Here is a 26,353-nt window from a genome sequence, read left to right as displayed (position 1 = left end):
GGTCTGGCGCACTGGTCAGTCCTTCGATCCTGGGAAATTGCGGCCGGTTATGGGTTGACCCAAACCATAGAATCTCGGGGACTTGCTGGCTTTGCGCGGCGTGTGTCGTCATGGCGTGTCTCTGTGTCCTTTGTGTCCCGTGCCCGGGGCTGAACGATGTGGTTTTGCCCTTATGATGCCATTCTCCGGCTGACCGGCGCCCACCCCCAACCAGGCCACACCCATGCTGCCCATCGACACCCTGACCGCATTTTTCGGCATTGCCGTCCTGCTCGCGCTGACGCCGGGGCCGGACAATGTGTTCGTGCTGATGCAATCGGCCATCTGGGGTCGCAAGGCGGGCATGCTGGTGGTGCTGGGGCTGTGCACCGGGCTGCTAGGTCACACAGCTGCCGTGGCGCTGGGCCTTGCCGCCGTGTTCGCCGCGTCGCCCATGGCGTTCACGGCGTTGAAGCTGGCGGGCGCGGCATACCTGACCTACCTTGCCTGGCAGATCCTGCGAGCGCCGGTGGAGTCCGATGCCGGCAAAGCGCCCGAACCGTTGAAACCCGGCGCGCTGTACCGGCGCGGCATCGTCATGAACCTGACCAACCCCAAGGTGCTGCTGTTCTTCTTTGCCTTTCTGCCGCAATTCACCACGCCGGCGCTGGGTCCGGTGGGCTTGCAGGTCATGCAGTTGGGCGCCGTGTTCATCGTGTCGACGCTGTTGGTATTCGGCGCCATCGCCTTCTTTTCCGGCGCCTTTGGCGAACTGCTGCAACGCTCGGTGACGGCAAAGCGCTGGCTCAACCGCATCGCCGCCCTGGTGTTCGTGGGCCTGGCCGTCAGGCTGGCTACCGCCACGCGCTGACGCTGACGGGTTCCGCCCGGAACCCGTCTTGCTTGCCGCGTATTGCCTGCCACATCTTACTTGCCGCGACTTGCTTGCCGCTCAGGCCGCCGTGAACCGCACAATGCCGTCCGCGCCGGTCGCGCGCTTGAGCTTGCCTTCGTAATAAAGCGCATGCAGATGCGCCAGCGCCTCGCCCATGGCGAAGGTCAGTTGGTGCAAGTCGAGCTTGCGCTTGAACAGCACGGGCACGATGTCGGACGTTGACTGCGGCTGCACCGCGCACGCCTCCAGCACTTCGGCCAGGCGGTCCCGGTGGTGCTCGTGCTGCTGCGCGATGCGCTCATGCAGGCCCTTGAACGGACGGCCGTGCGACGGCAGCACCAGCGTGTCGCGCGGCAGGCCAGCGTAGCCGTCCAGCGACCGCAGGTACAGGGGCAGGGGGTTGGCGTCGGGTTCGTAGTCGAACACGCTGACATTGGTGGAGATGCGCGGCAACACCATGTCGCCAGAGATCAGCACGTTAAGGTCGGGCGAAAACAGCGACGCATGCTCGGGGGCATGGCCATAGCCCACGATGACGCGCCAGTCGTGGCCGCCAATGCGGACCTGGTCACCGTGCATGATGCGCGTGTAGCGCGCGGGTACGGCAGGCACCAGGTTCGGGAAGTAGTTGGCGCGCTGGCGGATCTGCTCTTGCGCGTCGGGGTCGGTCAAGCCATGGCGGGCGAAGTGCTCCACCGCCGACTGGCCACCGGGTCCGGCGCCCGCATCGTTGCGGCGCGACGACCACAACGACGCCACCATGAAGTCCGTCATCGTCATCCACAACCGCGCGTTCCAGCGTTCGCACAGCCAATGGGCCAGGCCGATGTGGTCGGGGTGCATGTGCGTGACCAGCACACGCAGCACGGGCAGGCCTTCCAGCTCGTTCTTGAAAACGTCTTCCCACAGCGACTTCACTTCGTCGCGCGAGATGCCACAGTCAACGATGGTCCAGCCGTCCTGGCCGTCGATGTTGTCGCGCAGCAGCCAGAGGTTGATATGATCCAGCGCGAACGGCAGCGGCATCCGGATCCACTTGACGCCGTCGGCCACCACTTGGGCACGGCCGGCTTCGGGCTGAAGGTCTGCCCAGGGGTACTGCAGTTTCTGTTCGTTGGGGTTCATTGCCTCGCGCTCCACGCTTGACGTTCACGTCAAGTCATCATAATTTACGTTTACGTAAACTGCCACACGTCGCATGCCCTCGTCAACCTGGACCATCTCTGAACTCGCCCGCGAGTTCGACGTTACGCCCCGCACGATCCGCTTCTACGAAGACCAGGGAATCGTCAGCCCGGCGCGCGAGGGCCGCAACCGCATCTTCGGCCCGCGCGATCGCACGCGCTTGAAGCTGGCGCTGCGCGGCAAACGCCTGGGGTTGCAGCTGTCTGAAATCCTGACGCTGATCGATATGTACGACAGTCCGGGCGACACCGAGGTGCAATTGCGCCAGTACCTGAGCGTACTGGAACAGCATCGCGCCACGCTGGAGCAACAGCGCCGCGACATCGAAGACACGCTGCAGGAGATCGCCCAGCAAGAACGCGAGTGCCGCGCGCTGCTCGCGAAAAAGCCGTAAAGGCCAACGCATGGCCATGCTGCAAACCCTGGCGCTGTTCGTCCTGACGGCGTTGGCCGAAATCATCGGCTGCTATCTGCCCTACCTATGGCTGCGCAAGGGCCATTCCATCTGGCTGCTGGCGCCCGCCGCGGCCAGCCTGGCCCTGTTCGCCTGGCTGTTGACGCTGCACCCCGCCGCGTCGGGACGGGTCTATGCCGCGTATGGCGGCGTGTACATCGGCATGGCGCTGATGTGGCTGTGGGCCGTTGACGGCGTGCGTCCCAGCCTGAGCGACTGGCTCGGCGTGGGCCTGTGCCTGGCCGGCATGCTGGTGATCATGTTCGGGCCGCGTGGCGGCTGAGGACGGCGGCTCGGTAAGGCGCCCCGCGGCGCGGTGTTCCCCCCGGCGCGCAATATGCCGGCATGCCGGCAGCGCAATCATTGGGGTCGGCGGATCGGATAGTTCCGCCCAAAAATAAGACTTATCCAATATCTTTGCGCCCAACGGGAAGGCAAGATCGGCCATCGCCATCCAGGCCGTCGCGGCTGCGATTGTCCGGAGCAAGTCGTGCCCCTTGCCTGCACCTGTCAAATTTCCCAAGCGGTGTTCGGCATCTCTCGCGCACGGCAGTCATGGCGGTGTCTTTGGCAACAGGATTCCTCATGCACAAGAGTCGTCATCACCCCATTCTTGACCGTCAGCCACGGCTGCGCGCCGGCGCCGACGCCGCGGGTTTCCAATGCCTGGACACCGATTGGCGCGGCTTGTCAGCAACGTATCGCTTTCAATGCCGTGAAGGACATCTGTTCCAACGGACGCTGCAAACCTTCGGCCGCGCGCTTGAGATCCGATGCCCCGTATGCGCCGCCGCGTCCAACTTTGCGCGCCTGATCGAACTATCCCAGCAAAACGGGGTGACCTGCCTGGAAACGCACTGGCTGGGCTGGGACAAACCTCATCGCTTCCATTGCGAGGCGGGCCACGCCTGGAACCGCAAGGGCAACAAGGCGTTGCAACGCGTGGGCTGCGCCGTCTGCGGCCGGAACGCGGGCTACCGGCGCAGGCGCGACGACCTCCTGCTGCGCATCCATCAAACGGCGGCCTTGCGGGGCGGTCAGTGCCTGGACACCGCCAGCCCCCGTGGCCAGCGAACCTTCCAATTCCGCTGCGGCGCCGGCCACGAATGGGAGGCGGCGGGCGTGGATGTATTGCGGCGCACCTGGTGCCCGGAATGCGCGCGGCTGCGCAAGGTGGAAGGCTATCGGCACCCCGACGGCCTGGAGCGCTTGCAGCGCAAAGCGGCCGAGCGCGGCGGCGCCTGCCTGGCGGACGCCTATAGCGGGCTGGGGGTACGCTACCGTTTCCGTTGCGCCGATGGTCATGAATGGCTTACCACCGGCGGCAAGATCATGTTGGGCAGTTGGTGCGGCGTGTGCGCCAACCTGCACAAGCGCTTGGGTATCGAAGCCGCGCATCAGGCGGCGCGAGAACGGGGCGGCGAATGCCTGACGTCCGTCTACCAGAACACCACCAAGAAAATGCACTGGCTGTGCCATCGCGGGCACGATTGGCACGCGCCGTTCGCGTCCATCCGCGCGGGCCACTGGTGCGCGCAATGCGCCCACATGGCGCGCATCACCAATCCGAAGTCGCTGGCGGTCATGCGGTATCGCGTCATGGACCTGCCCGTGGACGATCGCGGCGTGCCCCACAAGCCGCACAGGCGCGCCACGGTAGCGGCGATCAAACCCTGATCTGGCTGGACGGCGCGCGCCCGTGCGCCATTTCCTAGGGATAACCCGACTCCAATTTACGTTTACGTAAACGTAATATTTGCGGTGCATCATTGCGTAGCGATGCGTGATCGGCGCATGATGAGCCACACGATGGCGGCGCGGCGCCAGCCCCAAGGCGCCCACAAGAATGTAAGCACCCACTATCACGGAGACATCGATGAACCTACCCGGCCTGAACTTCGACCTGGGCGAAGACCTGGACATGCTGCGCGACGCCGTGCGCAATTTTGCACAAGCCGAGATCGCGCCGCGCGCGGCCGAGGTAGACCGCAGCGACCAGTTCCCCATGGATCTCTGGCGCAAATTCGGTGAACTCGGTGTGTTGGGCATGACGGCCGACGAGGAATACGGCGGCGCCAACATGGGCTACCTGGCTCATATGGTGGTGATGGAAGAAATCTCGCGCGCCAGCGCCTCGGTGGGCCTGTCGTATGGTGCGCACTCCAATCTGTGCGTGAACCAGATCAACCGCAACGGCACCGCGGCGCAAAAAGCCAAGTACCTGCCCAAGCTCATTTCCGGCGAACACGTGGGCGCGCTGGCCATGAGCGAACCCGGCGCCGGCTCGGACGTGGTCAGCATGAAGCTGCGCGCCGACAAGAAGGGCGACCGCTACGTGCTGAACGGCACCAAGATGTGGATCACCAACGGCCCCGACGCCGACACGCTGGTGGTCTACGCCAAGACTGACCCCGAGGCCCACCAGCGCGGCATCACCGCCTTCCTGGTTGAAAAAGGCTTCAAGGGCTTTTCGGTGGCGCAAAAGCTGGACAAACTGGGCATGCGCGGCAGCCACACGGGCGAACTCGTGTTCCAGGACTGCGAAATTCCCGAAGAAAACGTGCTGGGCCAGGTTAACGGCGGCGTGCGCGTGCTGATGAGCGGCCTGGACTACGAACGCGCCGTGCTGTCCGGCGGCCCGCTGGGCATCATGCAAGCAGTGATGGACGTGGTAGTGCCCTACATCCACGACCGCAAGCAGTTCGGCCAGGCCATCGGCGAATTCCAGCTGATCCAGGGCAAGGTCGCCGACCTGTACACCACCTTGCAAGCCAGCCGCGCGTTCTGCTACCAGGTGGGCAAGAACCTGGACAAGCTGGGCGCCGAACACGTGCGCCAGGTGCGCAAGGACTGCGCCGCGCTGATCCTGTACACGGCCGAAAAGGCCACCTGGATGGCGGGCGAGGGCGTGCAGATCCTGGGCGGCAACGGCTACATCAACGAATACCCGGTGGGCCGCCTGTGGCGCGACGCCAAGCTCTACGAAATCGGCGCCGGCACCAGCGAAATCCGCCGCATGCTGATCGGCCGCGAACTGTTCCAGGAAACCGCCTGATCTTTCGGCCGAGCATCCCACCATGATCCGCATGTCCGACGTCCAGCACATCGAGCAGGCCCCCGTACCGGGGCCTTCGCCGCTGGACGTAGCGCGGATCATCCTGGCCGGCTTTGACCGCCACTACGCCCTGTTTCGCTACAGCGCGCAGCGGGCCAAGGCGCTGTTTGAATCCGGCGACTGGCACGGCATCCAGCACCTGTCGCGCGAACGTATCGAGTACTACGACATGCGCGTGCGCGAATGCGCCACGCAGTTGGAAAGCGTGCTGCGTGGCCGGCCCGAAGGCGCGCTGGACGACCTTCCCAGCCACAGCGGCAACGGCAGTGGCCGCGGCAATGGCAATGGCGCGGCCGTACCCGCCCTGACCGACGCCCAGACTGCCTACTGGCAACAGATCAAACAGGAATTCGTGGGCCTGCTGGGCGCACACAAGCAGCCCGAATGCGCCGAGACCTTCTTCAATTCGGTCACCTGCCGGCTGCTGCACCGCGACTATTTCCACAACGATTTCCTCTTCGTGCGGCCCGCCGTCGCCACCGACTATCTGGACAGCAGCATGCCGTCGTACCGGGTGTACTACCCGGCCACAGACGGCCTGGAAAAAAGCCTGATCCGCATGGTGGCCGACTTCGGCCTGGCACTACCCTTTGAAGACCTGCCGCGCGATACCCGCATGCTGGCGCGCGCGGCGGTTGCGCAATTGCGCGCGCTGCTGCCGCGCCACGTGGGCCGGCGCATCGCCAGCGACTGCCAGGTCCACGCGCTGGGCTCGCTGTTCTTTCGCAACAAGGGCGCCTACATCGTCGGCCGCCTGATCAACCAGACCACCGTCTACCCCTTTGCCGTGGCGCTCACGCGCAACCCGGCCGGGCAGGTCACGCTGGACGCGCTGCTGCTGGGCGCCGACGACCTGAGCACGCTGTTCAGCTTCACGCGCGCGTATTTCCTGGTGGACATGGAAACGCCCGCCGCCGTCGTCAACTTCCTGGCGACGCTGCTGCCGCGCAAGCCCAAGGCCGAGCTCTACACCATGATCGGCCTGCAAAAGCAGGGCAAGACGCTGTTCTACCGCGACTTCCTGCATCACCTGGCCCATTCGCGCGACGCCTTCGACATCGCGCCCGGCATCAAGGGCATGGTGATGTGCGTGTTCACGCTGCCGTCCTACCCCTATGTGTTCAAGCTCATCAAGGACCGCATCGACAAAGACGGCATGGACCACGCCACCGTGCGCCGCAAGTACCAGATGGTGAAGCTGCACGACCGCGTGGGCCGCATGGCCGACACCTGGGAATATTCACAGGTGGCGCTGCCGCGCAGCCGCTTCGCGCCCGCCCTGCTGGACGAACTACGCCGCCTGGTGCCCAGCCTGATCGAAGAAACCAGTGACACAGTCGTCATCCGCCACGTCTACATCGAACGGCGGATGACGCCATTGAACATCTATCTGCGCCAGGCCTCCGACGCCTTGCTGGACCCCGCCGTGCGCGAATACGGCGACGCCATCCGCCAGTTGGCCGCCGCCAATATCTTCCCTGGCGACATGCTTTACAAGAACTTCGGCGTAACGCGTCTGGGCCGGGTCGTCTTTTACGACTACGACGAAATCCAGCGCATGACCGAAATGAATTTCCGGCGCATCCCGCCGGCCCCGAACGAAGAAGCGGAAATGGCCTCCGAACCCTGGTACGCCATCGGACCGAACGACGTATTCCCCGAAGAATTCGGCCGCTTCCTGCTAGGCGACCCGCGCGTGCGCGGCGCCTTCATGCGTCACCATGCCGACTTGCTGGAACCGGACTGGTGGCAGGCCTGCCGCGCCCAGGTGGCGCAGGGCCGGATTGAAGAATTTTTCCCTTACGATACAGACAGACGCCTGCGTCCGGCACGCCCTTCGGGCGACCACGCAGTGCCGACACCCAGACGCTGTCCCGATCCTCACAGGAGCTAGTCATGTCAGATCCCATCGTTATCGTTTCCATCGCCCGCACGCCCATGGGCGGCATGCTGGGCAGCTTGTCCGGCCTGGCCGCGCATGAGCTGGGCTCGGTGGCCATCAAGGCCGCCATCGAACGCGCCGGCATCAAGCCGGAACAAGTCGACGAAGTCATCATGGGCAACGTGCTTCAAGCCGGCCAGGGCCAAGCGCCCGCGCGCCAGGCTGCTCTTGGCGCCGGCCTGCCGCTGGGCGTGGCTTGCACCACCATCCACAAAGTCTGCGGTTCGGGCCTGAAGGCGGCCATGTTCGGCCACGACCTGCTGGCGGCCGGCAGCGCCGAAGTGGTGGTGGCCGGTGGCCAGGAAAGCATGAGCAACGCGCCGTACCTGCTGTTGAAGGCGCGCCAGGGTTACCGCTTCGGCCACAACACCGTGTATGACCACATGGCGCTGGACGGCCTGGAAGACGCCTACGACAAGGGCAAGGCCATGGGCGTGTTCGCCGAGGACTGCGCCGCCAAATATGAATTCACGCGCGAACAGCAGGACGAGTTCTCGCTGGAATCGCTGCGTCGCGCCCGCGCCGCCACGGAAGATGGCAGCTTCAAGTGGGAAATCGCCCCCGTCACCGTGGCCGGCCGCAAGGGCGACACCGTGATCGACACCGACGAAGCCCCCACCAAGGCCATGCCGGAAAAGATCCCGACGCTCAAGCCCGCCTTCAAGAAAGACGGCACCATCACCGCCGCCAACTCGTCGTCGATTTCCGACGGCGCCGCCGCCATGGTGTTGATGCGCGCGTCCACCGCCGAGAAGCTTGGCGTGAAGCCGCTGGCCCGCATCGTGGCGCACAGCCAGCACTCGCAAGAGCCGGGCTGGTTCACCACCGCCCCCGTCGGCGCGCTGAAGAACCTGTTCACCAAGACCGGCTGGAAGGCCGAGGACGTGGACCTGTACGAAATCAATGAAGCCTTCGCGGTGGTCACCATGGCCGCCATGAACGACTTCAAGCTGCCGCACGACAAGGTCAACGTGCACGGCGGCGCCACCGCCCTGGGCCACCCCATCGGCGCATCGGGCGCCCGCCTGATGGCCACGCTGGTCGGCGCGCTGCGCAAGACCGGCGGCAAGCGCGGCGTCGCCACGCTGTGCATCGGCGGCGGCGAAGCCGTGGCCATGGCCATCGAGATGGTGTAAGGATTGGGCGGGACAACGTCCCGCCCAATTCGTAGGATGGGTGAAGCGCGAGAGACCGATGGCAAAAACCCAAAAGCCTCAACGCGCGCAACCCATCAAGCAGCATCAAATTTCTCGGACGACCTACGCCAAAAAAGATGGCCCCCCCCCCCATCATCGCTACACCGCAGTTCTTTTCATCTTCTGCCACAACTTAACGTCTGTTTGATGGGTTGCGCGCGTTGAGACCTTGGCGTTCTTGCCTCTGGTCTCTCGCGCTACACCCATCCTACGCCTTCAAATCCTCATTTCGCAGGACGGGTGGTACCCCATGCCCATCATCGAATCCCGCATCAATCCGCGGTCGCAAGATTTCACCGACAATGCGCGTGCCATGCAGGCGCAGCTGGATGATCTGAATCAGAAGCTGGCGCAGACCGCGCTGGGCGGCAGCGAAGCCGCGCGCGCCAAGCATGTGGCACGCGGCAAGCTGCTGCCTCGCGACCGCGTTGAAAACCTGATCGATCCGGGCACCCCGTTCCTGGAACTGTCGCCCATGGCGGCACACGATATGTACGACGGCGACGCGCCCGGCGCGGGCGTCATCACCGGCATCGGCCGCGTGTCCGGCACCGAATGCGTCATCGTCTGCAACGACGCCACCGTCAAGGGCGGCACGTACTATCCGATGACCGTCAAGAAGCACCTGCGCGCGCAAGAGATCGCCGCGCAAAACCACCTGCCCTGCGTCTACCTGGTGGATTCGGGCGGCGCTAACCTGCCGCAGCAAGACGAAGTGTTCCCCGACCGCGAACACTTCGGCCGCATCTTCTACAACCAGGCGCAGATGTCGGCGCAAGGCATTTCGCAGATCGCCGTGGTGATGGGTTCCTGCACCGCGGGCGGCGCGTATGTGCCCGCCATGAGCGATGAATCCATCATCGTGAAAAACCAGGGCACCATCTTTCTGGGCGGCCCGCCGCTGGTGAAGGCCGCCACGGGCGAAGAAGTCAGCGCCGAAGACCTGGGCGGCGGCGACGTGCACACGCGCCTGTCCGGCGTGGTGGACCACCTGGCCGCCAACGACATGCACGCGCTGCAACTGGCGCGCAACGCCGTTGCCCGCCTGAACCGCAAGAAACCCGCGCAACTGGCCACCATTGCCCCGCGCGAACCGCGCTACGACCCCAACGAACTGAACGGCATCATTCCCGCCGACACCCGCAAACCCTACGACGTACGCGAAGTCATTGCGCGCATCGTGGACGGGTCTGAGTTCGATGAATTCAAGGCCCGCTTCGGCCCCACGCTGGTCACGGGCTTTGCGCACATCCAGGGCATGCCCGTGGGCATCGTGGCCAACAACGGCATCCTGTTTTCCGAATCGGCGCAAAAGGGCGCGCACTTTATCGAGCTGTGCGCGCAGCGCAAGATTCCGCTGGTGTTCCTGCAGAACATCACCGGCTTCATGGTCGGCCGCAAGTACGAAAACGAAGGCATCGCGCGCCATGGCGCCAAGATGGTGACCGCCGTGGCCACCGCCGCCGTGCCCAAGTTCACCGTGCTGATCGGCGGTTCGTTCGGCGCCGGCAACTACGGCATGTGCGGCCGCGCCTATTCGCCGCGCATGCTGTTCATGTGGCCCAACGCTCGCATCTCGGTGATGGGCGGCGAGCAGGCCGCAAGCGTTCTGGCTACCGTCAAGCGCGATGGCATTGAAGCGCGCGGCGGCCAATGGACGGCGGAAGAAGAAGCCGCGTTCAAGGCGCCCATTCGCGATCAATACGAACACGAAGGCCACCCGTACTACGCCACCGCGCGCTTGTGGGACGACGGCATCATTGCGCCCGCCGACACGCGCCGCGTGCTGGGTCTGGCCTTGTCCGCCGCATTGAACGCCCCCATCGAAGACACCAAGTTCGGCGTCTTCCGCATGTAGAGCGCCATCGCGCTATTCGTGCCCGCAGTTCAAGAAGAATTACAGCCAGGATGACATTCATGTTCGACACTTTGCTGATTGCCAATCGCGGCGAAATCGCCTGCCGCGTCGCCGCCACCGCCCGCCGCATGGGCATCCGCACCGTTGCTGTGTACTCGGACGCGGACGCCAACGCGCGCCACGTGGCCGCCTGCGATCAAGCCGTGTACATCGGCGGATCGGAGCCGCGCGCCAGCTACCTGCGCGCCGACGCCATCCTGCAAGCCGCGCTGGATACCGGCGCGGGCGCCATCCACCCCGGCTACGGCTTTCTGTCGGAAAACGAAGCCTTTGCCGAAGCCGCTGAAAAGGCCGGCATCGCCTTCGTGGGCCCGCCCGCATCCGCCATTGCCGCCATGGGCAGCAAGTCGGCCGCCAAGTCATTGATGGACAAAGCCGGCGTGCCGCTGGTGCCCGGCTACCACGGCGACAACCAGGACCCGCAATTCCTGAAGACCCAGGCCGACGGCATCGGCTACCCCGTGCTGATCAAGGCCAGCGCGGGCGGCGGTGGCAAGGGCATGCGCGTGGTGGAATCATCCGGCGCCTTCCTGGACGCACTGGCCTCGTGCCAACGTGAAGCGGCATCCAGCTTTGGCGATGACCGCGTACTGATCGAACGCTATCTGCAAAAGCCGCGCCACATTGAAATCCAGGTATTCGCGGACACGCATGGCAATTGCGTCTACCTGTTCGAACGCGACTGCTCGGTACAGCGCCGCCACCAGAAAGTGATCGAAGAAGCCCCCGCCCCCGGCATGACCGAAGAGCGCCGTCGCGCCATGGGCGAAGCCGCCGTGGCCGCCGCGCGCGCCGTGGGCTACGTGGGCGCGGGCACGGTGGAGTTCATTGCCGAGCCGGACGGCCGCTTCTACTTCATGGAAATGAACACGCGCCTGCAAGTGGAACACCCGGTCACCGAAATGATCACCGGCCACGATCTGGTGGAATGGCAGTTGCGCGTGGCCGCCGGCCAGCCGCTGCCGGCGCGCCAGGAAGATCTGCGCATCAATGGCCATGCCATCGAAGCCCGCATCTACGCCGAGAACCCGGAAAAGGGCTTTCTGCCGTCGATCGGCACCCTGGCTTATCTGGGCCTGCCGCCGCACAGCGCGTTCACCAACGCCGACATTCGCGTGGATGGCGGCGTACGCACGGGCGACACGATCACGCCGTTCTATGACCCCATGATTGCCAAGCTGATCGTGCACGGCGCCGACCGCGACCAGGCCCGCGCCCGCATGCTGCAAGCGCTGGCGCAAACGCAGGCCGTGGGCGTGCAGACCAACGTGGCCTTTCTGTCGCGGCTGATGAAAGACACCGCGTTTGCAGCGGCCGACCTGGACACTGGCTTGATCGAACGCCAGCGCGCCACGCTGCTGCCCGAACCACAGGCCGCCAACGACGCCACGCTGGCGCTGGCCTCGGCCGCCGTGCTGGTGCGGCTGGGCCTGGCCCAGCCCGGCGTGCAGGCCGCCGGCAAAGGCCCCGCCGACCCCTGGGACGCGCGCGACGGCTGGCGGCTGGGCGGGCAGTATCACCGACATCTGCAATGGGTGGACAACGGCGAAGCGCGCCGCGTCACCGTGGCCCGCCAAGACGGTGCGTGGACGCTGGATACCGGTGCGGGTCCGCAACCGTTCCTGTGGCGCTCGCATGCCAGCGCCAACCCCAACCTGGCCTACGGCCTGCGCATCACGCTGGCCGGCCACGAGCACGCCGGCACCGTCGTGCTGCATGCCGACCGCGCCCACGTCTTTGGCGACAACGGCGTGCATGTGCTGGAGCTGTATGACCCCTTGGCGCATGCCCAGGACACCCAGGGCGAGCATGGCGGCGGCCTGACGGCGCCGATGCCGGGCAAGATCATCTCGATCTCGGTCAAGGCCGGCGACACCGTCGAGAAAGGCCAACCGCTGTTGGTGATGGAAGCCATGAAGATGGAGCACACGATTTCCGCGCCCGCCGATGGCAAGGTCGAAGAAGTGTTCTATGGCGTGGGCGACCAGGTGACCGAAGGTGCGGAACTGGTGTCGATCGGGGGCTAGCCCGCCGGGCATCGATGATCGGGGCATCGTCGATGTGGAACATGGACCCTTGGGGCGCTGTGGATGCCGTCAGCGCGCTGAGGACCTTGCAGGGGCAGGAGTCGGCAAAAGAGTAGACTGACCGCCTCTTTCCTTTGTTTGAGTTGAACATCCATGTTTGTCAAAGCCTTGCGTGTCGGCCTGGGTCAACTGATCGTTCTTGGCGACGCGCTGACGCGTCCGCGCCCGCAACAACGATCAGCACAAGGCCAGGCCACGGTAAACGCTGAAGCCGCCGCGCTGTCGCTCTATCAGTTCCACGCCTGCCCGTTCTGCGTGAAAACACGACGCGCCATGCATCGCTTGAACGTGCCGGTAACGCTGCACGACGCCAAGAACGACCCCCAGGCCCGTGAACAACTGCTGGCCGGCGGCGGCAAGGTCAAGGTGCCTTGCCTGCGCATCGAAGAAGCCGGCGGCACGCGCTGGATGTATGAATCCAGCGAGATCATCGCCTACCTGGACAAGCGCTTCGCGGGCGTGGCCTGAGTTGGCCAGGCGCGGATAGCGTCGCTACCTCCGTTCCGCCCGAATCACATTCGGCGTCGCCTTGTTGGCGGGTTTGACAAGCATTGTGGGCGCCCGATACTCCAGGCTTTGCAACGCCGCCTCAAGCTTCGGCATATCGAAGCTGGCGGCGCTAGGCGCTTGCCGGAAATCCTGGATGCTGGCGGGCAGGCGCCGCACGAGCAAGGATTCCAGCCCGCAGGTCCTTTGCTTCTCGGCATAGCCGCACATATCCTTGTCGATGACCGGCTGCCCGTCCGGCAACACAAAGCCGTCGGTGAGCACCACGTCGCCTTTCTCCAGGGTGATCGAGGCGATCGGCGCAAAGGACAGGTCGACATCCATCCCGGGCACCTCCACCACTTCCGCGGCGCCCGCATCGACCGCACGCGCGGCGTCCCGCTGCCAGCGCAATGCCCGCGCCGCCTCGTCGCAACCGCCGCCCAGGCGCATCACCACCGTGCACCCCTGGCCCAGGCCGTCGTCGGTCTCTTTGTCGTAACGTGGCCAGGGGCTGATCGTTGTGAAATCAAAGTCGACACGCTCGCGCACCGTTACAAAAGCCATTTCTCTTTTCATGTCCAGGACCTCCAGATACGGGTCCAATGTGGGCATGTCGGTGCGCGGTAGTTGATACGTGATGCGCGTCAGCCGATATTCCCCCGGCCACACCGGAATCACCTGATACGCGAGCTCGCCCCGCGTCGTCTGGAATATCGGCCCGAGGTCGGCCTTGGAAAATTTGTGCTTGCCCGGCCCCGCGGTGATCCCAAAAAAGCCCTTTTCCTTCGTGTGTTCCCAGTGCATCAACACACTGCTTTGTCGCGCGTAGGCATCGCGTACGGCTGGGTCGTCGAAATTGCGCCCCGCCTGAGCGTCAAGGTTGGCAGTGGGTATCACCAGCAGCGCCATGTCCTGCGGTGCGTCGCCCACCAACTTGTCACCGATCATGCGCTGCCGCTCGGCACGCTTGGCTTCGGCGGCGGCCACTTCAGGGCCGACGGGTGGCAGGGCAAGGGCTAACGGCGGAAACATCAAGCCCAACAGGCACACGCGGGCAAGCACGGTGGAAAGCGGCATCGTTCGTCGTTCCTTATTCACATTGATAAAGGGAGGCGGCATCGCAATCGAATCCGCATGATATCCCGATGCGGCGCGCGCCCTTGGCATGGCGCTTGCTGCGCAATCGATGCAGCAAGCAAAACAGGGAGCAATCATGGCAACACTCAACGAGGTAAACATCGCGATACTGGCCGTCGATGGGTTCGAACAGGTAGAACTGACCGGTCCGCGTGATCGGCTGCAAGCCGAAGGCGCCCGCACGGTACTGGTATCGGCGCGCAATGACCCCATCCTGGGCATGCATCACGACAAACCCGGCGACCGCTTTCCGGTGGATCTGATATTCGCGCAAGCCGAAGCCGAACCTTCGGTGTTCGACGGGCTGCTATTGCCCGGCGGCGTCGTCAACAGCGACGAGATCCGCATGCACCCCAAGGCGCAGGCGTTCGTGCGCGCCATGTTCGACGCCGGCAAACCCGTGGCCGTCATCTGCCACGGCGCATGGCTGCTGGTGTCGTCCGGCGTGGTGCAAGGCCGCACCATGACCAGTTGGCCGTCGCTACAGGACGACCTGCGCAACGCGGGGGCCAACTGGGTGGATCAGGAAGTCGTGGTTGATGGCACGCTGGTGTCCAGCCGCAAGCCCGATGACATCCCGGCGTTCAGCCGCGCATTCATCGAGGTCTTGCAGGCATCCAAGCGCTGACGCGCGGGTTAGACCAGCGCAGGGCCAGCGTGATCGAAGCGCGGGTCGGGACTCGGCCCGTTCAACCGAGGCGCGGCTAGCGCAGGTCGGCAACGTTCAGTGTGCGCGCCTTACACGCCTGCACCAGCTCGGGGTCATGGCTGGCGAACAGCACGACGCGGTCGCGCGCCCAGGTCGTGAAAACTTCGGCCAACACTCCGCGCGCCTGCGCATCCAGGCCGCTGCTGGGCCCATCCGCGACGACGACGGCCGGGTCGCCCAGCGCGGCGGCCGCCAGGTACACCTTGCGCCGGGACCCGGTCGACATCTGCTCGAAGCGCTTGTCCAGATGCGGTTCCAACCCCAGGCGAAACGCCAGGTCCAGCACGCTACCGTCCAGGCTTACATTCTTTTCGGCGGCGGCGTTCAGCAGGAATTCGCGTCCGGTCTGCGTGGGAAACGCCATGCAGTTATCCGGCACATAGGCCAGTCGGGCGCGGGCTTGTTGCGGTGCGTTGGCTAGCGAATGGCCATCGATGTAGACGTCCCCGCCATCCGGCGCGATCACGCCCGCGATGATGCCCAGCAAGCTGGACTTGCCGGTGCTGTCTTCTTCGCACAGCGCCATGCATCCCGGCTGAAAAGTGTGGGTCAGGCCCTGGAATACAAGGTAGTCGCCGTAGCGCTTGCTGAGATTGTCGATGCGTAGCATGGCGGAAAGTTTAATCCATGCGCAGGCTTGCGGGACACGGAACGCCGGCTCAAACGCGCGCCACTTCCACCCAAAGCCGTGTCATGACAACGTGCTTGACCAGCTCGAACAGATGCGCGGGCGCGCTCGCCGGCACCAGCACACGCCGGATCAGGGCTTGCAGGTCGACGCGCAGGCACGCTTGCGACGCACCCTGCCGCGTGGACAGGGTGCGCAGGCGGACGCGGCTTTGCGTAGGCATGTCGATCTTCAGCTCGGCATGTTCAGGCGCCAAGACGGCGTCGCGTAGCGCCTCCACCGTGGTGCAGACGTAGACCGCGCCAGGGGCGCTGGATTTGCCGTCGATACGGCGCTGCCATTCCTGCGTGCCGACCCACGCCGTTCCCGACCCTTGAGCCGACGCGTCCAAGCGCAGATGGCTGAATTCAAGCAGTTCAATCAGCTCAACAAAGGCAAGCTCACGCACCACCGTCAGCGCCCCCGGTTCATCAACGCGTGGACCGCGCGCCCATTGCTTCACGACGCCCTCCCGTTAATCGAAAGGGGGCCCACGAATGGCCCCCGTTCAGCCCCGCCTGCGTGGCGTGATCAGGCCTGCGCCTGCGCCTGCTCCAATGCGCGCACCTTCTTCCGGTTGCGCACCGTGGAGAACACCAGCCAGATGGCAAGCGCCGCGATGGCGTAGATGAAGCCCGCGCTGATCGGGCGGTCAACGAACACGCTCATGCTGCCGCGCGACAGCAACAAGGCGCGGCGGAAGTTCTCTTCAACCATCGGCCCCAGCACAAAACCCAGCAACAGCGGCGCAGGCGAAAAGCGCAGCTTCAGGAACAGGTAGCCCACCAGCCCAAGCATCAGCACCATGCCCACATCGAACAGGTTGTTGTTGGTGCTGTACACGCCGACGCAGACAAAGAACAGCGCGGACGGGAACAGATACTTGTAGGGCACTTTCAAGAGCCTTGCCCACATGCCGATCAAGGGCAGGTTCATCACCACCAGCATGATGTTGCCAATCCAGAAGCTGGCGATCAGCCCCCAGAACAAATCGGCGTGCTCGGTCACCATCTGCGGGCCAGGCTGGATGCCGTGAATGATCAGCGCACCCAGCATCAAGGCCATCACGGAGTCGCCGGGAATGCCCAGGCTCATGGTCGGGATGAAGCTCGTCTGCGCGGCGGAATTGTTTGCCGCTTCGGGTCCCGCCACCCCTTCGATGGCGCCATTGCCAAAGCGCTTCGGCGTCTTCGACACGCGCTTCTCGACCGCATACGACATGAACGACGCGATGGTTGCCCCCGTGCCCGGCAGGATGCCCAACACCGCGCCAATGGCGCTGCCACGCGCAATCGGCATGGCCGATTTCTTGATGTCGCCCGGTTCCGGCCGTACCGACATCTTGGGGCCGGCGCCCACGGTCGTGGCCTTGCCAATGCGATTGACGTTGGCAAAGAAATCCGCCAAGCCGAACAGGCCCATCGCCAACGCCACCAACTGCACGCCATCGCTGAGTTCAATCACGCCGAAGGCATAGCGGATGGTGCCAGTGTTGACGTCGGTGCCCACCACGCCCAGCAGCAAGCCCAGGAACACCATGGCGATGCCCTTGATGGCCGAACCCTTCGCCAGGGTTGCCCCGGCGAACAGGCCCAACATCATCATGGAAAAGTATTCGGCCGGCCCGAACTGAAACGCCACTTCAACCAGCAAGGGCGAGAACAGAATCATGATGACGATGCCCACGCTGGCGCCCACGAATGACGACATGACCAGCATGAACAAGGCCGACCCGGACTTGCCTTGCCGCGCCAGCGGATTGCCGTCCAGGCAGGTCACCGCATGGGAAGGCGTGCCCGGCAGGTTGAGCAGAATGCAAGTGATGCCGCCACCGTACTGCGCACCGTAATAAATGCCGGCCAGCATCATCAATGCGGCCACCGGCGTCATCGCGTAGGTAAGCGGAAGCAGGATGGAAATGGCGGCCAGCACGCCCATGCCCGGCAGCACGCCGATCATGTTGCCCATGAAGACGCCGAACAGCGACCACAGCAGGTTCTCCCACTGCAGCGCCACGGAAAAGCCGTGCAATACGTTATCGAACAAATCCATGGCTTACCCCCAGCGCAGCATCGGGAACTGCAGTTGCAGCGCCCACGAGAACACAAGCGCGCCGAACACCGTCATCGCAATAGCCAGAATGGCCGCGGACTTGATGGAATTCGACGTATCGCCCAGCGCCGACACGAACACCAGCGCAAAGGTGGCGGGCAGGAAGCCCACGAAGCTGCCCAGGATGATGAACAGCGCAATACCCGCCGCAATGCAGGCCATGCCACGAAGGCGATCGCGGCGCGACGGTTGCGGCAGATGTTCTTCGATCAGGTCTTCCTGCACCTCGTCGGGGTCGGGGCTAAGCGGAATCAGAATGCCCAGCGCCACCAGAAAGCAGCCGACCATCATGGGGAAGTAGCCTGGCCCCATCCGGGCCAGCTCTCCGATGTTGTACGACGTGGCTTCAAGAATGGTGAGCGCGCCGCAGAGTGCTATGAACGCACCTCCCCACAGATCGCGCTTTCTAGAGAATATGGTGCTGCCCACGGCTTGCTCCCCGGTTTGTTGTTGACTTGCTTCGGCCATGCAACCGCGCACGCTGAAGGAGCGGGCACTTTAAGGAGGGCGCCTTCCAAACGGCTTTCACGCCGAGTGCGCAGCCATACGGGATAACCATGAACGCGGTGGTCGGCGGGCGGCCCGCCTGAACACGAATGAACCATCGTGTTCAGGCGATGTTCACAAAAGTGAACATCGCGGCACGATCGCCTGGCCTCGCCCGCAGGGCAGTACCAAGCGCCATTCATGGCTGGCACGGATTTTTCCCAAGGGGCACACGCTTTCCATTTTTTGCAAATCCGGTAGCCGCATGTACCCAGGCATAATTCCGTTTTCGTGGTCCAGAAGCGCCGTCATGCTCCGCCTGTCTCTTACCTCGCGCATTCCGCTCGCGGTCTCACTGCTGTTTCTTGTGATCTCCGCCGCGCTTATCTCCTTGGCGCTGCACGGCGTTTCCAGGCAGTTCGACAGGCAGATCGCCAACTTGGGTCAGGTGTATCTGGACGGCTTGTCGGCCGCGATCCTGCCCGCCGTGCGCGCAGCCGACTCGCAGCACATGGTCGACGTGCTGAATCGGGCGTTGGACACGCATCTGGGCGTGGTGGATCGGACGCTTGCCGTGGTAACGCCGGACCAGCATCTGCTTGCGCACGTGGCGCGCTATCCCAATGTGGAAAGCGTTCCCCTGGAAGCACTTGCCGCGCCGTCCGGCACCTTGATCAGCCCGCGCTCGAACGGGGTGTGGACGTGGCGCCTGCTGGATAGCAAGCAGCCAAGGCTGGGCACCTTGGTGGCCAACCTGGACGTCAGCGATTTTCATCGGCAGCGCAAGGAACTGGCGCTTGAGCTGGGCTTGCTGGGTCTGACCATCAGCCTGTTCGGCGCGGCGCTTTGTTTTGGCATGGCCAAGCGGCTGCAACGCCCCATCATTTCATTGACCGAAGCCATGCGCGCCCGACCACCGAAACGCCTGGCCACCCGGGAAATCCATACGGCCGACCCCGAGATCGTGGATCTGCTGTCGGCCTACAACGGCATGGTGGACAGCGCGCTGGAACGCGAGGCGCTGGCGGAACGCAACGCACGCATCGAACGTGAAGCGGTGCTGGGCCGCATGTCGGCGGCGCTGGCCCACGAGGTACGCAACCCGCTGGGCGGCTTGCGTACGGCGGTGCAGACCTTGCGCCAATTCGGCGAACGCCCGGATGCCAGAAGTGAGTCACTGGATTTCATCGAACGCGGTGTGCAGGCGCTGCAAGCCGTGGTGGACGCCAGCCTGCGCACGTTTCGCCCTGGCAACGCATGGCTGCGCCAGGAAGACATTGCCGACATCCGATTGATGGTGGACGCGCAGGCCGGCAAGGCGGGGGTTCGAGTACAACTGCATTGCGAAGGCATGCACGCCGACCAGCCTCTGGCGCTGCCCGCCGGTGCGGTTCGGCAGGTGCTGCTTAATCTGGTGCTGAACGCGATCCAGGCCTCTCCGCCCGGCGAACTGGTGCGGGTGTTGGCGCGGGCCAGGCGCGGCGCATTGACGCTGCACGTGGCAGACGGTGGCTCCGGCTTGCCGATCGCCGCGCAACGCGCGTTGGCCGGCCACCCGTCCGAGGGCGACGGCATGGGGCTGCGCATCGTTGCGGACCTGATCACAAGCCTGAAGGGCCATCTGCGCGTAACGCGCGTTGAAAACGGCACGCGCATCTCGGTGCGCCTGCCCTTCGCCACAGAGGAACCCTTGCCGTGAACGACATACAGGTACTGCTCATTGAAGATGACGCCTTGCTGGGCGCGGCGCTCTTGCAGCGCTTGCGCCTGGAGGGCATCTCGGCACAATGGGTGCAAAGCTGCGCACAGGCTGTCGAGCTGTTCCGCCGAACGCGCATGCGGCCCGCCTTCCTGCTTGCCGATATCCGGCTGCCGGACGGATCGGGCGAAGACCTGTACCGCCGCCTGATTCCGCATCTGGCGCGCACCACCGTGGTCTTTGCCACGGCCTATGGAGACATTGCGCAGGCCGTGCGCCTGGTTGCCGCCGGCGCGAATGATTATCTGACCAAGCCCTATGACGCCGATGCGCTGGTTGCCCGCATACGAACGGTGATCGCCGCCCAGCCCGCCAGTGGCAGCCCTGCCGTGCTGGAGAATCCGTTTGCGCTTGACGCCACGGCCCACGACACCGCGCAGGAACTTGAACGGCTCGCGGCCAGCGCCTTGCCGGTGCTCTTTGAAGGCGAAACCGGAACCGGCAAAGACCGCGCGGCACGCTATGTCCACGCGCGCTCGGCGTTTTCAGCCGGCCCCTTCGTCGCGGTCAATTGCGCCACGCTGACAGCCGACTTGGTCGAGAGCCTGTTGTTCGGACATGCGAAGGGCGCCTTCAGCGGCGCCAGCGCAGCGCGGGCAGGGCTGTTTTCCGAAGCCGCGGGCGGCACCCTGTATCTGGATGAAGTGGCCGAGCTCACGCCCAGAGCGCAAGCCGCCCTGTTGCGCGTGCTGGAAAACGGCGAGTACCGGCCCTTGGGTGAATCCACCAGCCGCCAGACGCAGTGCCGCGTGCTGGCCAGCACTTGCGCGGATCTGGAAGCGGCAATGGCGCAGGGGACGTTTCGCGCCGATCTCTTCTATCGGCTTGCCGTGGCAAGAATTGCGACCTTGCCGCTTAGAAGCCGGCCGGGCGCGATCGAGGTACTGGCCAGCGCCTTGTTGGACGAACAGCCCACGACGGGCGTCACGTTTTCGCCGGATGCCATGCAGGCGATGCATGACCATGCCTGGCCCGGCAATATCCGAGAAATGAAGAACCGGATCGCGCGCGCCCTCGTCATGATCGACGACGACACGCTACATGCCAGCGACCTGTTTCCTGAAAGACGACTTACGGAGAAACCGGATCTGGCCACGACCCGCCTGGACGCCGAGCAACGCGCCATTCAGCAAGCCGTTTCAGAATCCGGCGGCCACATGGGGCTGGCGGCAAAACGGCTGGGCATTTCGCGCACCACCTTATGGAAGAAGCTGCGTGCCGGGCGGGACCAGGCCACGGCGCTCGATGGGGGTGGAGAAGATGATTGAGGTTCGCGTTTCGCCATACATGTTGATGGTTCCGATAAAACGCTCAAGGTCCATCAAGCCCGTGGCCACCACCGTCATCAGGTAGGAATCCGCCCCAGCCACATGGTGGCATTCCAGCACTTCAGGCGCATGGCGCAGTCGCTCAAGCAGGGCTTTCTTGCCGGGCTGGGTGGCGGTGATGCCGACTATCGCCTTTACCGGATAGCCGACTTTTGACGCATCCACCTCAAGCGTGAAACGTTGCGCGATGCCGGCATCCTGCAGCCGCTTGAGCCGCTCGGCCGTGGCCGCGACAGACAGGCCGGCGGCCTCGGCAAGCGTCTTCAAGGGCGCGCGCGCGTCAAGCTGCAGCGCTCGCAGCAAACGCCAGGCCACATCGTCCATTTCGTTTTTATCCGTTCTTGCCATGACGCATTTTCACCAGAAAACTGACGGATAAATTTAGCATCTACCAAAAAAATGCGCTGTATCGGGCCACACCACGAACGGGATAATCGGTGCTGTGCAAACCCGACCCCGACGCGACATGCTCGACATCCAGCACTACGGCAGTTTCATCCTGGCCATCCTGGTATTCCAGGCCATCCCCGGCGCGGGCACCATCGCCATCCTTGACGCCACGGCGCGCCATGGCAAGGGCGCCGGCATGGCTGCGGTGCTGGGCACGATTGCGGGCGACTTCCTGTTCATGGTCGCCGCCGCCGCTGGCCTGGCCGCGATCATGCGGACGCATCCGCTGGTCTTTCAAGGCTTGCAATGGGCCGGGGTGGCGTATCTGCTATGGCTGGGTGCGCAACTGATCCGCACACGTCCCAGTGCGCAGGATCAGGAACACGGGCGCGATCGATCGCCCTGGGTGTATTTTCGGCGGGCGTTCATGGTGAGCCTGACCAACCCCAAGGTGATCCTGTTCTTCGTCGCGTTCTTTCCCTTGTTTCTCAAACCAGCGGCATCCACGCTGACGCTGGCAGTCATGATGCTGCATGTGACCGTGCTTAGCCTGCTCTATCAAGGCGCGCTGGTGCTTATTGGAAACGCCGTGGCGCTGCGCCTGGTAACGTTTCCCGGCGCCAGGCGGCTCGCAACACGGTTTGCCGGCCTGGCGCTGGTGGGCCTGAGCATCCAACTAGCCGCGAGCGTCACCTAGCCGCCACGGCGGGTGGGGCGAAAACTACCCGGCCTGGATCATCTTCCACCCATTGCCGGCGGGGTCGCGGAACCCGGCGTCCACATTGCCGTAACGTTCCGTTGGCGCTTGCGTGAACTCAACGCCAAGCGCCTGCAATCTGGCGTAGCTGGCGCGGCAGTCCGTCACCGACAACACCAACGGCGGCATCGCGCCTTTGGCGACCATCGCAAGCAGGGTTTGCGCGGTGGCCTCGTCGTGGACGGGCGGGCCGGGCTTGAACAGGCCAAGCTGAAACGAGGGCTGGTCCGGGTGCTGGATGGTCAGCCAGCGGTAGGCGCCATTGCCCACATCCGTGTGTACCCGAAAGCCCAATTTTTCGACGTAGAACGCCAGCGCTTCGTCCTGATCGTTCACGTACAAGCCGACAACATTGATTCCTTCGCTCATGACTCCTCCTTGGTGGATTCACGCAATGTAGCGGCGGCGGCGCGACGGCGCTTCTCCAAAACTGCGCTGCCCAGGTCGGGGCGTTGCGCGGCCTTGACCACACAGGCGGGAACACGGGCAAGCGCCGTGGGTTCAGCTTGAAGCTGGGCTTGAGACTGCGCCCGCATCCCCCCCGGGCTAAGGCCGGTTACGTCATGGAAGATGCGGCCGAAGGTACCCAGGCTCTGCCAACCGGTGTCGAACGCAATCTCCGTAATGCTCAGGTCGGTATCCCGCAGCAGGGCGATGGCGCGCTCGATCCGGCGGGTCAGGAGATAACGGTGCGGCGGCAGCCCGAACGCGCGCTTGAACGAGCGCGCGAAATAGGCGGGGGACACACCGCTGACCTCGGCCAGACGGCTTACCGGCCAAGCCTCGCTAGAGGCCGCGTCCATACGGTCCTTGGCGCGCAGCAGGCGGCGTAGCAGCGCCGCGTCCTCCAGGGGCCGGGACGCGGCGCTTGCCGAGGAAGCGGCAAGCGGCCGCGGATCATTGCTTGCCTGGCTTGGCATGGGTATCCGGCGATTCCGCTTCTGAATCCGGCTCCGCGCGCGCCTCCAGCTCGTTGCCCAGCACCTCGGCGGCATCGTCGCCGCCGGCCTCTGGCTGCAGACGGCGGCGGGTGTGCCCGGCGGCGCGGGCATGCTCGCCTTCGTCCGGGCGATCGGTTTGCAGCGCCACATTTGCCGGCGGTGCGTAGCCCCGCTTGTCCTGGCCGAAATAAACCACGGTGTGCGGATAGGGCAGCTCGATGCCGGCGGCGTCGAAGTGCTTCTTCAACAAGCGGTTATAGCCGCGCTGCACGGCCCACTGCATGCCGGGCGTGGTCTTGATCAGGATGCGAATGGTCACGCCCTTGTCGTTGACCGCCGTGACGCCCGCAATGGTGATCTCTTCCAGGATTTCCGGGCCCAGCACCGAGTCCGTCATCAGCTCGGCGAAGGCCGCGCGCAGATGCTCGATGGCGTCGTCCACGCTCTCGCGATGCGCGATGGTGTATTCGCCCAAGTGATACGAGAAATCACGCATGTGGTTGGCCACCACATCCACCGACGAGAACGGCACCAGGTGATAACCGCCGTCCAGCGTGCGTATGCCAACAGACCGTATCGTCATCTTCTCGACGGTGCCGAACACACCGGCCACCTGCACCACGTCGTTCTCGTTCATGCCGTTTTCCAGCTGAATGAAAATGCCGGTGATGATGTCCTGCACCAGCTTCTGCGCGCCAAAGCCAATCGCCAGACCCACCACACCGGCGCCCGCAATCAACGGCGCCACATCGATACCGATCTGCGACAGCAGCACCATCAGCGTCATCGTCACAATGACGATCAGGGCGGCGTTGCGAAACAGCGCCAGCAGCGTGCGCTCGCGCGCGGTGGGCATGCCGCGCCCCTCGCTCTGGCTAAGGCGGTGTTCGATGATGCTGGCAATCACCGTCCAGACCAGTGCCGCAATCAGCAGCACGATGACGACATTAAGCACCATCTTGATCGCCGCGCCCCCGGCATCCGAGGCCAACCAGCTGGAGAGGTCGAACGCATGCCAGGCGTCAAAAATTAGCAGCACCGCGACGATGCGGATGATCCATCCCAGCACTTTCAACAAGGCCGGCACATAGGCGTTGACGCGCGCCTCAAGCATCGGCAAGCGTCGCCGCAGGTCGGCCGACAAGGCAATGGGCTTGGCCAGTACGGTGTTCAGCAACAGCACCAGCAGACTGCTCACGCCAATGACCAGCAAGGTCTGCGCAGTAGCGCGGGCCATGAAAGGCAGCGCGTTGGTCGGATCAATCTGGCTGACCACCAGCAGGATGGTGAAGTACCCGATACCCAGCACGTGCCACACGCGCGACAGGAAATTCAGCCGCGATCCCATGAACGTGGTCGCATGGGCGGCACGGCGGCTAAGCCGTTCGCGCACCGATTGGCGGTTCTGCCAGATGACGCGCACCGCGTACACATACACCGCCAGCATGATGACCATATTGGCCAGCCGGCCCAGGGCGGGCGACAGCGTGGCCGAGATCACCGGGTCGATCAGCAGCGTGCCGTAACCCGCCGCGGCAACCACGCGCACCAGCCAGCCGTTCCAGTACCTGGCCAATTCGTCTTCCATGGGCAGCAGGCGCAGATGCGGATGCCGCACGGCGAATACGGTGCGGACCAGCACCTTGACGATTTCCACCGCCACGAAAGCCTGCAGAAATACCGCCGCCAGCGTGTCCAGCGTGCCGCGTCCCGGCGTGCCCCACAGGGCCGCCGCGCCGCCCGCCATGGCCGCCAGCAGGACCACGCCCGCGTCGATGGCCACCGCGCCGATAATGGCGCCGCCGCGCCGGATGAGCACACGCATTGAGGCCGGCACGCCGTGTTGCGGCGGCGCGTTGACCGCTGTACCCGCGCCTTGCTGCGCCACCCAGCGATCGATGCGGGTGTAGATCCGCATGGCGATCATGCGCAACAGAAGGAAGGCGATGATGGTCGCCACAGCGGCCAGCGCCAAGGGCAGCAAGGCTTGGCCCGCCGTGCCGCTGTCCATCCGCAGGTTGCGCCCCGAGGCCAGCGCGCGCATATCGTCCACGCCCTGGCCCAGGTCGGCGGCAACGCCGGTCAGGAAACGCTGCACGCCAGCGGCCATGCGAGCCTGCAAACCGGGGATGCCGGCGTCTTGTTTGGCTTCAGCGGCTTTGGCGGCTTCGCCTGATTTTGCCGCCGCAGACTGGCGAGCTGGGTCCGCCTTGGTGCCTGACGCCTGCGCTCGCAACTCGTCCACCAGCGCCTTGCGCGCCTCGGGATTTTCCAGCAGATCCGCCAACGCGGCGGGGGTCAGCGCCGAAGAAGAAGCGGCGGGTTCCTTGGCTTGCAGCAGGGGCATGGCGGCCGTGGCGGGGGCCTGCCACAGCATCGACAGGCAACTCAGCATCACCGCCAGCAGCAGGGCCGCCAGCCACGGTCTTTCACGTCGACGCCGCCAAAGGCTGGCGGCATGGTTGCGAAGCAGGAAAGAAACGGATGCTGTCGTTGCGGATCGAACCACTAATAAATCTCCTTGCGATCAGGGCAAAAATCGCGGCGCGCGATCGCGGTGGGGACGCCGGCAATGTACAAATGATATCGCCCATGGCGCCGCCCCCATGCTCGGTCGCCCACGTTCCCCGATCCGCAACGCCAGGTTTCAGACTGCATCAGGACATCAGAAATTGCAGTCTGACACCCGATTAATTGCCATCTGTACCGTCATCCGCCATCGTCGGATTAATGTGTGATTAATGTGTCAGACTGCATTTCCTGACCAGTTCTTAACGACGAACGCAGCCACGGCCTTGGCCTGCGTA

At 64.5% G+C, this 26,353-nt stretch carries 24 protein-coding genes; 14 read left to right on the top strand and 10 right to left on the bottom strand.

The window, feature by feature from the left end; genetic code table 11:
• Positions 1–223 precede the first annotated feature (223 nt).
• On the top strand, positions 224–850 hold the full coding sequence (locus tag WBR68_RS27310; RefSeq protein ID WP_127183103.1) for a LysE family translocator: 627 nt from the start codon (positions 224–226) through the stop codon (positions 848–850).
• Between the two features lie 81 nt (positions 851–931).
• On the opposite strand, the gene WBR68_RS27305 is transcribed toward WBR68_RS27310, so the two are convergent.
• Complete coding sequence (locus tag WBR68_RS27305) at positions 932–1,999, bottom strand: MBL fold metallo-hydrolase (RefSeq protein WP_050448856.1); 1,068 nt, start codon at positions 1,997–1,999, stop codon at positions 932–934.
• Positions 2,000–2,072: 73 nt separating this feature from the next.
• On the opposite strand from WBR68_RS27305, the gene WBR68_RS27300 reads away from it, so the two are divergent.
• The 9 genes from WBR68_RS27300 (at position 2,073) to WBR68_RS27260 (ending at position 13,239) form a co-directional block, all read left to right on the top strand.
• Positions 2,073–2,453, top strand: a complete 381-nt coding sequence (locus tag WBR68_RS27300; RefSeq protein WP_050448855.1) for a MerR family transcriptional regulator — start codon at positions 2,073–2,075, stop codon at positions 2,451–2,453.
• 10 nt (positions 2,454–2,463) lie between these two features.
• Positions 2,464–2,796: a YnfA family protein gene (locus WBR68_RS27295; RefSeq protein WP_083447503.1), complete on the top strand. Its 333-nt coding sequence runs from the start codon at positions 2,464–2,466 to the stop codon at positions 2,794–2,796.
• Positions 2,797–3,098: 302 nt separating this feature from the next.
• Positions 3,099–4,190 carry a hypothetical protein gene (locus WBR68_RS27290; RefSeq protein ID WP_050448854.1) on the top strand — a complete coding sequence of 364 codons (1,092 nt, stop codon included), beginning with the start codon at positions 3,099–3,101 and terminating at the stop codon, positions 4,188–4,190.
• A gap of 199 nt (positions 4,191–4,389) precedes the next feature.
• Complete coding sequence (locus WBR68_RS27285) at positions 4,390–5,568, top strand: isovaleryl-CoA dehydrogenase (protein WP_127183101.1); 1,179 nt, start codon at positions 4,390–4,392, stop codon at positions 5,566–5,568.
• A 22-nt stretch (positions 5,569–5,590) separates the two neighbouring features.
• Positions 5,591–7,522 carry a bifunctional isocitrate dehydrogenase kinase/phosphatase gene (gene aceK / locus WBR68_RS27280; protein ID WP_230695779.1) on the top strand — a complete coding sequence of 644 codons (1,932 nt, stop codon included), beginning with the start codon at positions 5,591–5,593 and terminating at the stop codon, positions 7,520–7,522.
• Positions 7,523–7,524: 2 nt separating this feature from the next.
• The gene (locus WBR68_RS27275; protein WP_050448851.1) at positions 7,525–8,706 is read left to right on the top strand and encodes an acetyl-CoA C-acetyltransferase; all 1,182 of its coding nucleotides are present in this window, start codon (positions 7,525–7,527) and stop codon (positions 8,704–8,706) included.
• Between the two features lie 310 nt (positions 8,707–9,016).
• Positions 9,017–10,624, top strand: a complete 1,608-nt coding sequence (locus tag WBR68_RS27270; protein WP_050448850.1) for a carboxyl transferase domain-containing protein — start codon at positions 9,017–9,019, stop codon at positions 10,622–10,624.
• Between the two features lie 59 nt (positions 10,625–10,683).
• Positions 10,684–12,711: an acetyl-CoA carboxylase biotin carboxylase subunit gene (locus WBR68_RS27265; protein WP_127183097.1), complete on the top strand. Its 2,028-nt coding sequence runs from the start codon at positions 10,684–10,686 to the stop codon at positions 12,709–12,711.
• 153 nt (positions 12,712–12,864) lie between these two features.
• Positions 12,865–13,239 (top strand): glutaredoxin family protein, encoded by a 375-nt coding sequence (locus WBR68_RS27260; RefSeq protein WP_050447462.1) that lies wholly within the window; start codon positions 12,865–12,867, stop codon positions 13,237–13,239.
• Between the two features lie 24 nt (positions 13,240–13,263).
• Here WBR68_RS27260 and WBR68_RS27255 read toward each other — a convergent pair whose 3' ends face one another.
• Positions 13,264–14,337, bottom strand: coding sequence for a hypothetical protein (locus WBR68_RS27255; RefSeq protein WP_127183095.1), 1,074 nt, complete (start codon positions 14,335–14,337; stop codon positions 13,264–13,266).
• A 136-nt stretch (positions 14,338–14,473) separates the two neighbouring features.
• On the opposite strand from WBR68_RS27255, the gene WBR68_RS27250 reads away from it, so the two are divergent.
• The gene (locus tag WBR68_RS27250; protein ID WP_255696301.1) at positions 14,474–15,025 is read left to right on the top strand and encodes a type 1 glutamine amidotransferase domain-containing protein; all 552 of its coding nucleotides are present in this window, start codon (positions 14,474–14,476) and stop codon (positions 15,023–15,025) included.
• Between the two features lie 76 nt (positions 15,026–15,101).
• Here WBR68_RS27250 and WBR68_RS27245 read toward each other — a convergent pair whose 3' ends face one another.
• The 4 genes from WBR68_RS27245 to WBR68_RS27230 form a co-directional block, all read right to left on the bottom strand.
• Positions 15,102–15,716 carry an ABC transporter ATP-binding protein gene (locus WBR68_RS27245; protein WP_050447458.1) on the bottom strand — a complete coding sequence of 205 codons (615 nt, stop codon included), beginning with the start codon at positions 15,714–15,716 and terminating at the stop codon, positions 15,102–15,104.
• 49 nt (positions 15,717–15,765) lie between these two features.
• Positions 15,766–16,236: a hypothetical protein gene (locus WBR68_RS27240; protein WP_230695778.1), complete on the bottom strand. Its 471-nt coding sequence runs from the start codon at positions 16,234–16,236 to the stop codon at positions 15,766–15,768.
• A 68-nt stretch (positions 16,237–16,304) separates the two neighbouring features.
• The gene (locus tag WBR68_RS27235; RefSeq protein ID WP_050447456.1) at positions 16,305–17,825 is read right to left on the bottom strand and encodes a tripartite tricarboxylate transporter permease; all 1,521 of its coding nucleotides are present in this window, start codon (positions 17,823–17,825) and stop codon (positions 16,305–16,307) included.
• Positions 17,826–17,828: 3 nt separating this feature from the next.
• On the bottom strand, positions 17,829–18,314 hold the full coding sequence (locus WBR68_RS27230; RefSeq protein ID WP_230695777.1) for a tripartite tricarboxylate transporter TctB family protein: 486 nt from the start codon (positions 18,312–18,314) through the stop codon (positions 17,829–17,831).
• Positions 18,315–18,681: 367 nt separating this feature from the next.
• On the opposite strand from WBR68_RS27230, the gene WBR68_RS27225 reads away from it, so the two are divergent.
• The gene (locus tag WBR68_RS27225) at positions 18,682–20,070 is read left to right on the top strand and encodes a sensor histidine kinase (protein ID WP_230695776.1); all 1,389 of its coding nucleotides are present in this window, start codon (positions 18,682–18,684) and stop codon (positions 20,068–20,070) included.
• Complete coding sequence (locus tag WBR68_RS27220) at positions 20,067–21,398, top strand: sigma-54-dependent transcriptional regulator (RefSeq protein ID WP_230695775.1); 1,332 nt, start codon at positions 20,067–20,069, stop codon at positions 21,396–21,398. Before WBR68_RS27225 ends, WBR68_RS27220 begins: the two co-directional genes overlap by 4 nt.
• Here the strand turns inward: WBR68_RS27220 and WBR68_RS27215 are convergent.
• A complete protein-coding gene (locus WBR68_RS27215) occupies positions 21,330–21,806 on the bottom strand; it encodes an Lrp/AsnC family transcriptional regulator (RefSeq protein ID WP_230695774.1) in 477 nt (158 codons plus the stop codon). The genes WBR68_RS27220 and WBR68_RS27215 overlap by 69 nt on opposite strands.
• A 94-nt stretch (positions 21,807–21,900) precedes the next feature.
• On the opposite strand from WBR68_RS27215, the gene WBR68_RS27210 reads away from it, so the two are divergent.
• On the top strand, positions 21,901–22,545 hold the full coding sequence (locus WBR68_RS27210; RefSeq protein WP_230695773.1) for a LysE family translocator: 645 nt from the start codon (positions 21,901–21,903) through the stop codon (positions 22,543–22,545).
• A 24-nt stretch (positions 22,546–22,569) separates the two neighbouring features.
• Here WBR68_RS27210 and WBR68_RS27205 read toward each other — a convergent pair whose 3' ends face one another.
• From WBR68_RS27205 to WBR68_RS27195, 3 genes are read right to left on the bottom strand one after another with little or no spacing between them, the layout of a single operon-like run.
• Positions 22,570–22,974, bottom strand: coding sequence for a VOC family protein (locus WBR68_RS27205; protein ID WP_230695772.1), 405 nt, complete (start codon positions 22,972–22,974; stop codon positions 22,570–22,572).
• Positions 22,971–23,525, bottom strand: a complete 555-nt coding sequence (locus WBR68_RS27200; RefSeq protein WP_050447449.1) for a helix-turn-helix domain-containing protein — start codon at positions 23,523–23,525, stop codon at positions 22,971–22,973. The genes WBR68_RS27205 and WBR68_RS27200 overlap by 4 nt, the downstream gene beginning before the upstream one ends.
• On the bottom strand, positions 23,503–25,941 hold the full coding sequence (locus WBR68_RS27195) for a mechanosensitive ion channel domain-containing protein (protein WP_230695780.1): 2,439 nt from the start codon (positions 25,939–25,941) through the stop codon (positions 23,503–23,505). The genes WBR68_RS27200 and WBR68_RS27195 overlap by 23 nt, the downstream gene beginning before the upstream one ends.
• Positions 25,942–26,353: the final 412 nt, after the last annotated feature.

The sequence above is a fragment of the Achromobacter sp. JD-1 genome (genome assembly GCF_038594925.1).
Lineage (GTDB): Bacteria > Pseudomonadota > Gammaproteobacteria > Burkholderiales > Burkholderiaceae_B > Achromobacter > Achromobacter spanius_C.
The sequence above is the reverse complement of the archived record's forward strand: the minus strand, read 5'-3'. Positions and strand labels throughout refer to the sequence as shown.

Coding starts and splice junctions, on each gene's coding strand:
- WBR68_RS27205 (WP_230695772.1), bottom strand. CDS start 22,974: ATGAGCGAAGGAATCAATGTTGTCGGCTTGTACGTGAACGATCAGGAC.
- aceK (WP_230695779.1), top strand. CDS start 5,591: ATGATCCGCATGTCCGACGTCCAGCACATCGAGCAGGCCCCCGTACCG.
- WBR68_RS27285 (WP_127183101.1), top strand. CDS start 4,390: ATGAACCTACCCGGCCTGAACTTCGACCTGGGCGAAGACCTGGACATG.
- WBR68_RS27265 (WP_127183097.1), top strand. CDS start 10,684: ATGTTCGACACTTTGCTGATTGCCAATCGCGGCGAAATCGCCTGCCGC.
- WBR68_RS27250 (WP_255696301.1), top strand. CDS start 14,474: ATGGCAACACTCAACGAGGTAAACATCGCGATACTGGCCGTCGATGGG.
- WBR68_RS27300 (WP_050448855.1), top strand. CDS start 2,073: ATGCCCTCGTCAACCTGGACCATCTCTGAACTCGCCCGCGAGTTCGAC.
- WBR68_RS27255 (WP_127183095.1), bottom strand. CDS start 14,337: ATGCCGCTTTCCACCGTGCTTGCCCGCGTGTGCCTGTTGGGCTTGATG.
- WBR68_RS27270 (WP_050448850.1), top strand. CDS start 9,017: ATGCCCATCATCGAATCCCGCATCAATCCGCGGTCGCAAGATTTCACC.
- WBR68_RS27215 (WP_230695774.1), bottom strand. CDS start 21,806: ATGGCAAGAACGGATAAAAACGAAATGGACGATGTGGCCTGGCGTTTG.
- WBR68_RS27245 (WP_050447458.1), bottom strand. CDS start 15,716: ATGCTACGCATCGACAATCTCAGCAAGCGCTACGGCGACTACCTTGTA.
- WBR68_RS27235 (WP_050447456.1), bottom strand. CDS start 17,825: ATGGATTTGTTCGATAACGTATTGCACGGCTTTTCCGTGGCGCTGCAG.
- WBR68_RS27305 (WP_050448856.1), bottom strand. CDS start 1,999: ATGAACCCCAACGAACAGAAACTGCAGTACCCCTGGGCAGACCTTCAG.
- WBR68_RS27200 (WP_050447449.1), bottom strand. CDS start 23,525: ATGCCAAGCCAGGCAAGCAATGATCCGCGGCCGCTTGCCGCTTCCTCG.
- WBR68_RS27310 (WP_127183103.1), top strand. CDS start 224: ATGCTGCCCATCGACACCCTGACCGCATTTTTCGGCATTGCCGTCCTG.
- WBR68_RS27295 (WP_083447503.1), top strand. CDS start 2,464: ATGGCCATGCTGCAAACCCTGGCGCTGTTCGTCCTGACGGCGTTGGCC.
- WBR68_RS27195 (WP_230695780.1), bottom strand. CDS start 25,941: ATGCTGAGTTGCCTGTCGATGCTGTGGCAGGCCCCCGCCACGGCCGCC.
- WBR68_RS27290 (WP_050448854.1), top strand. CDS start 3,099: ATGCACAAGAGTCGTCATCACCCCATTCTTGACCGTCAGCCACGGCTG.
- WBR68_RS27260 (WP_050447462.1), top strand. CDS start 12,865: ATGTTTGTCAAAGCCTTGCGTGTCGGCCTGGGTCAACTGATCGTTCTT.
- WBR68_RS27225 (WP_230695776.1), top strand. CDS start 18,682: ATGCTCCGCCTGTCTCTTACCTCGCGCATTCCGCTCGCGGTCTCACTG.
- WBR68_RS27275 (WP_050448851.1), top strand. CDS start 7,525: ATGTCAGATCCCATCGTTATCGTTTCCATCGCCCGCACGCCCATGGGC.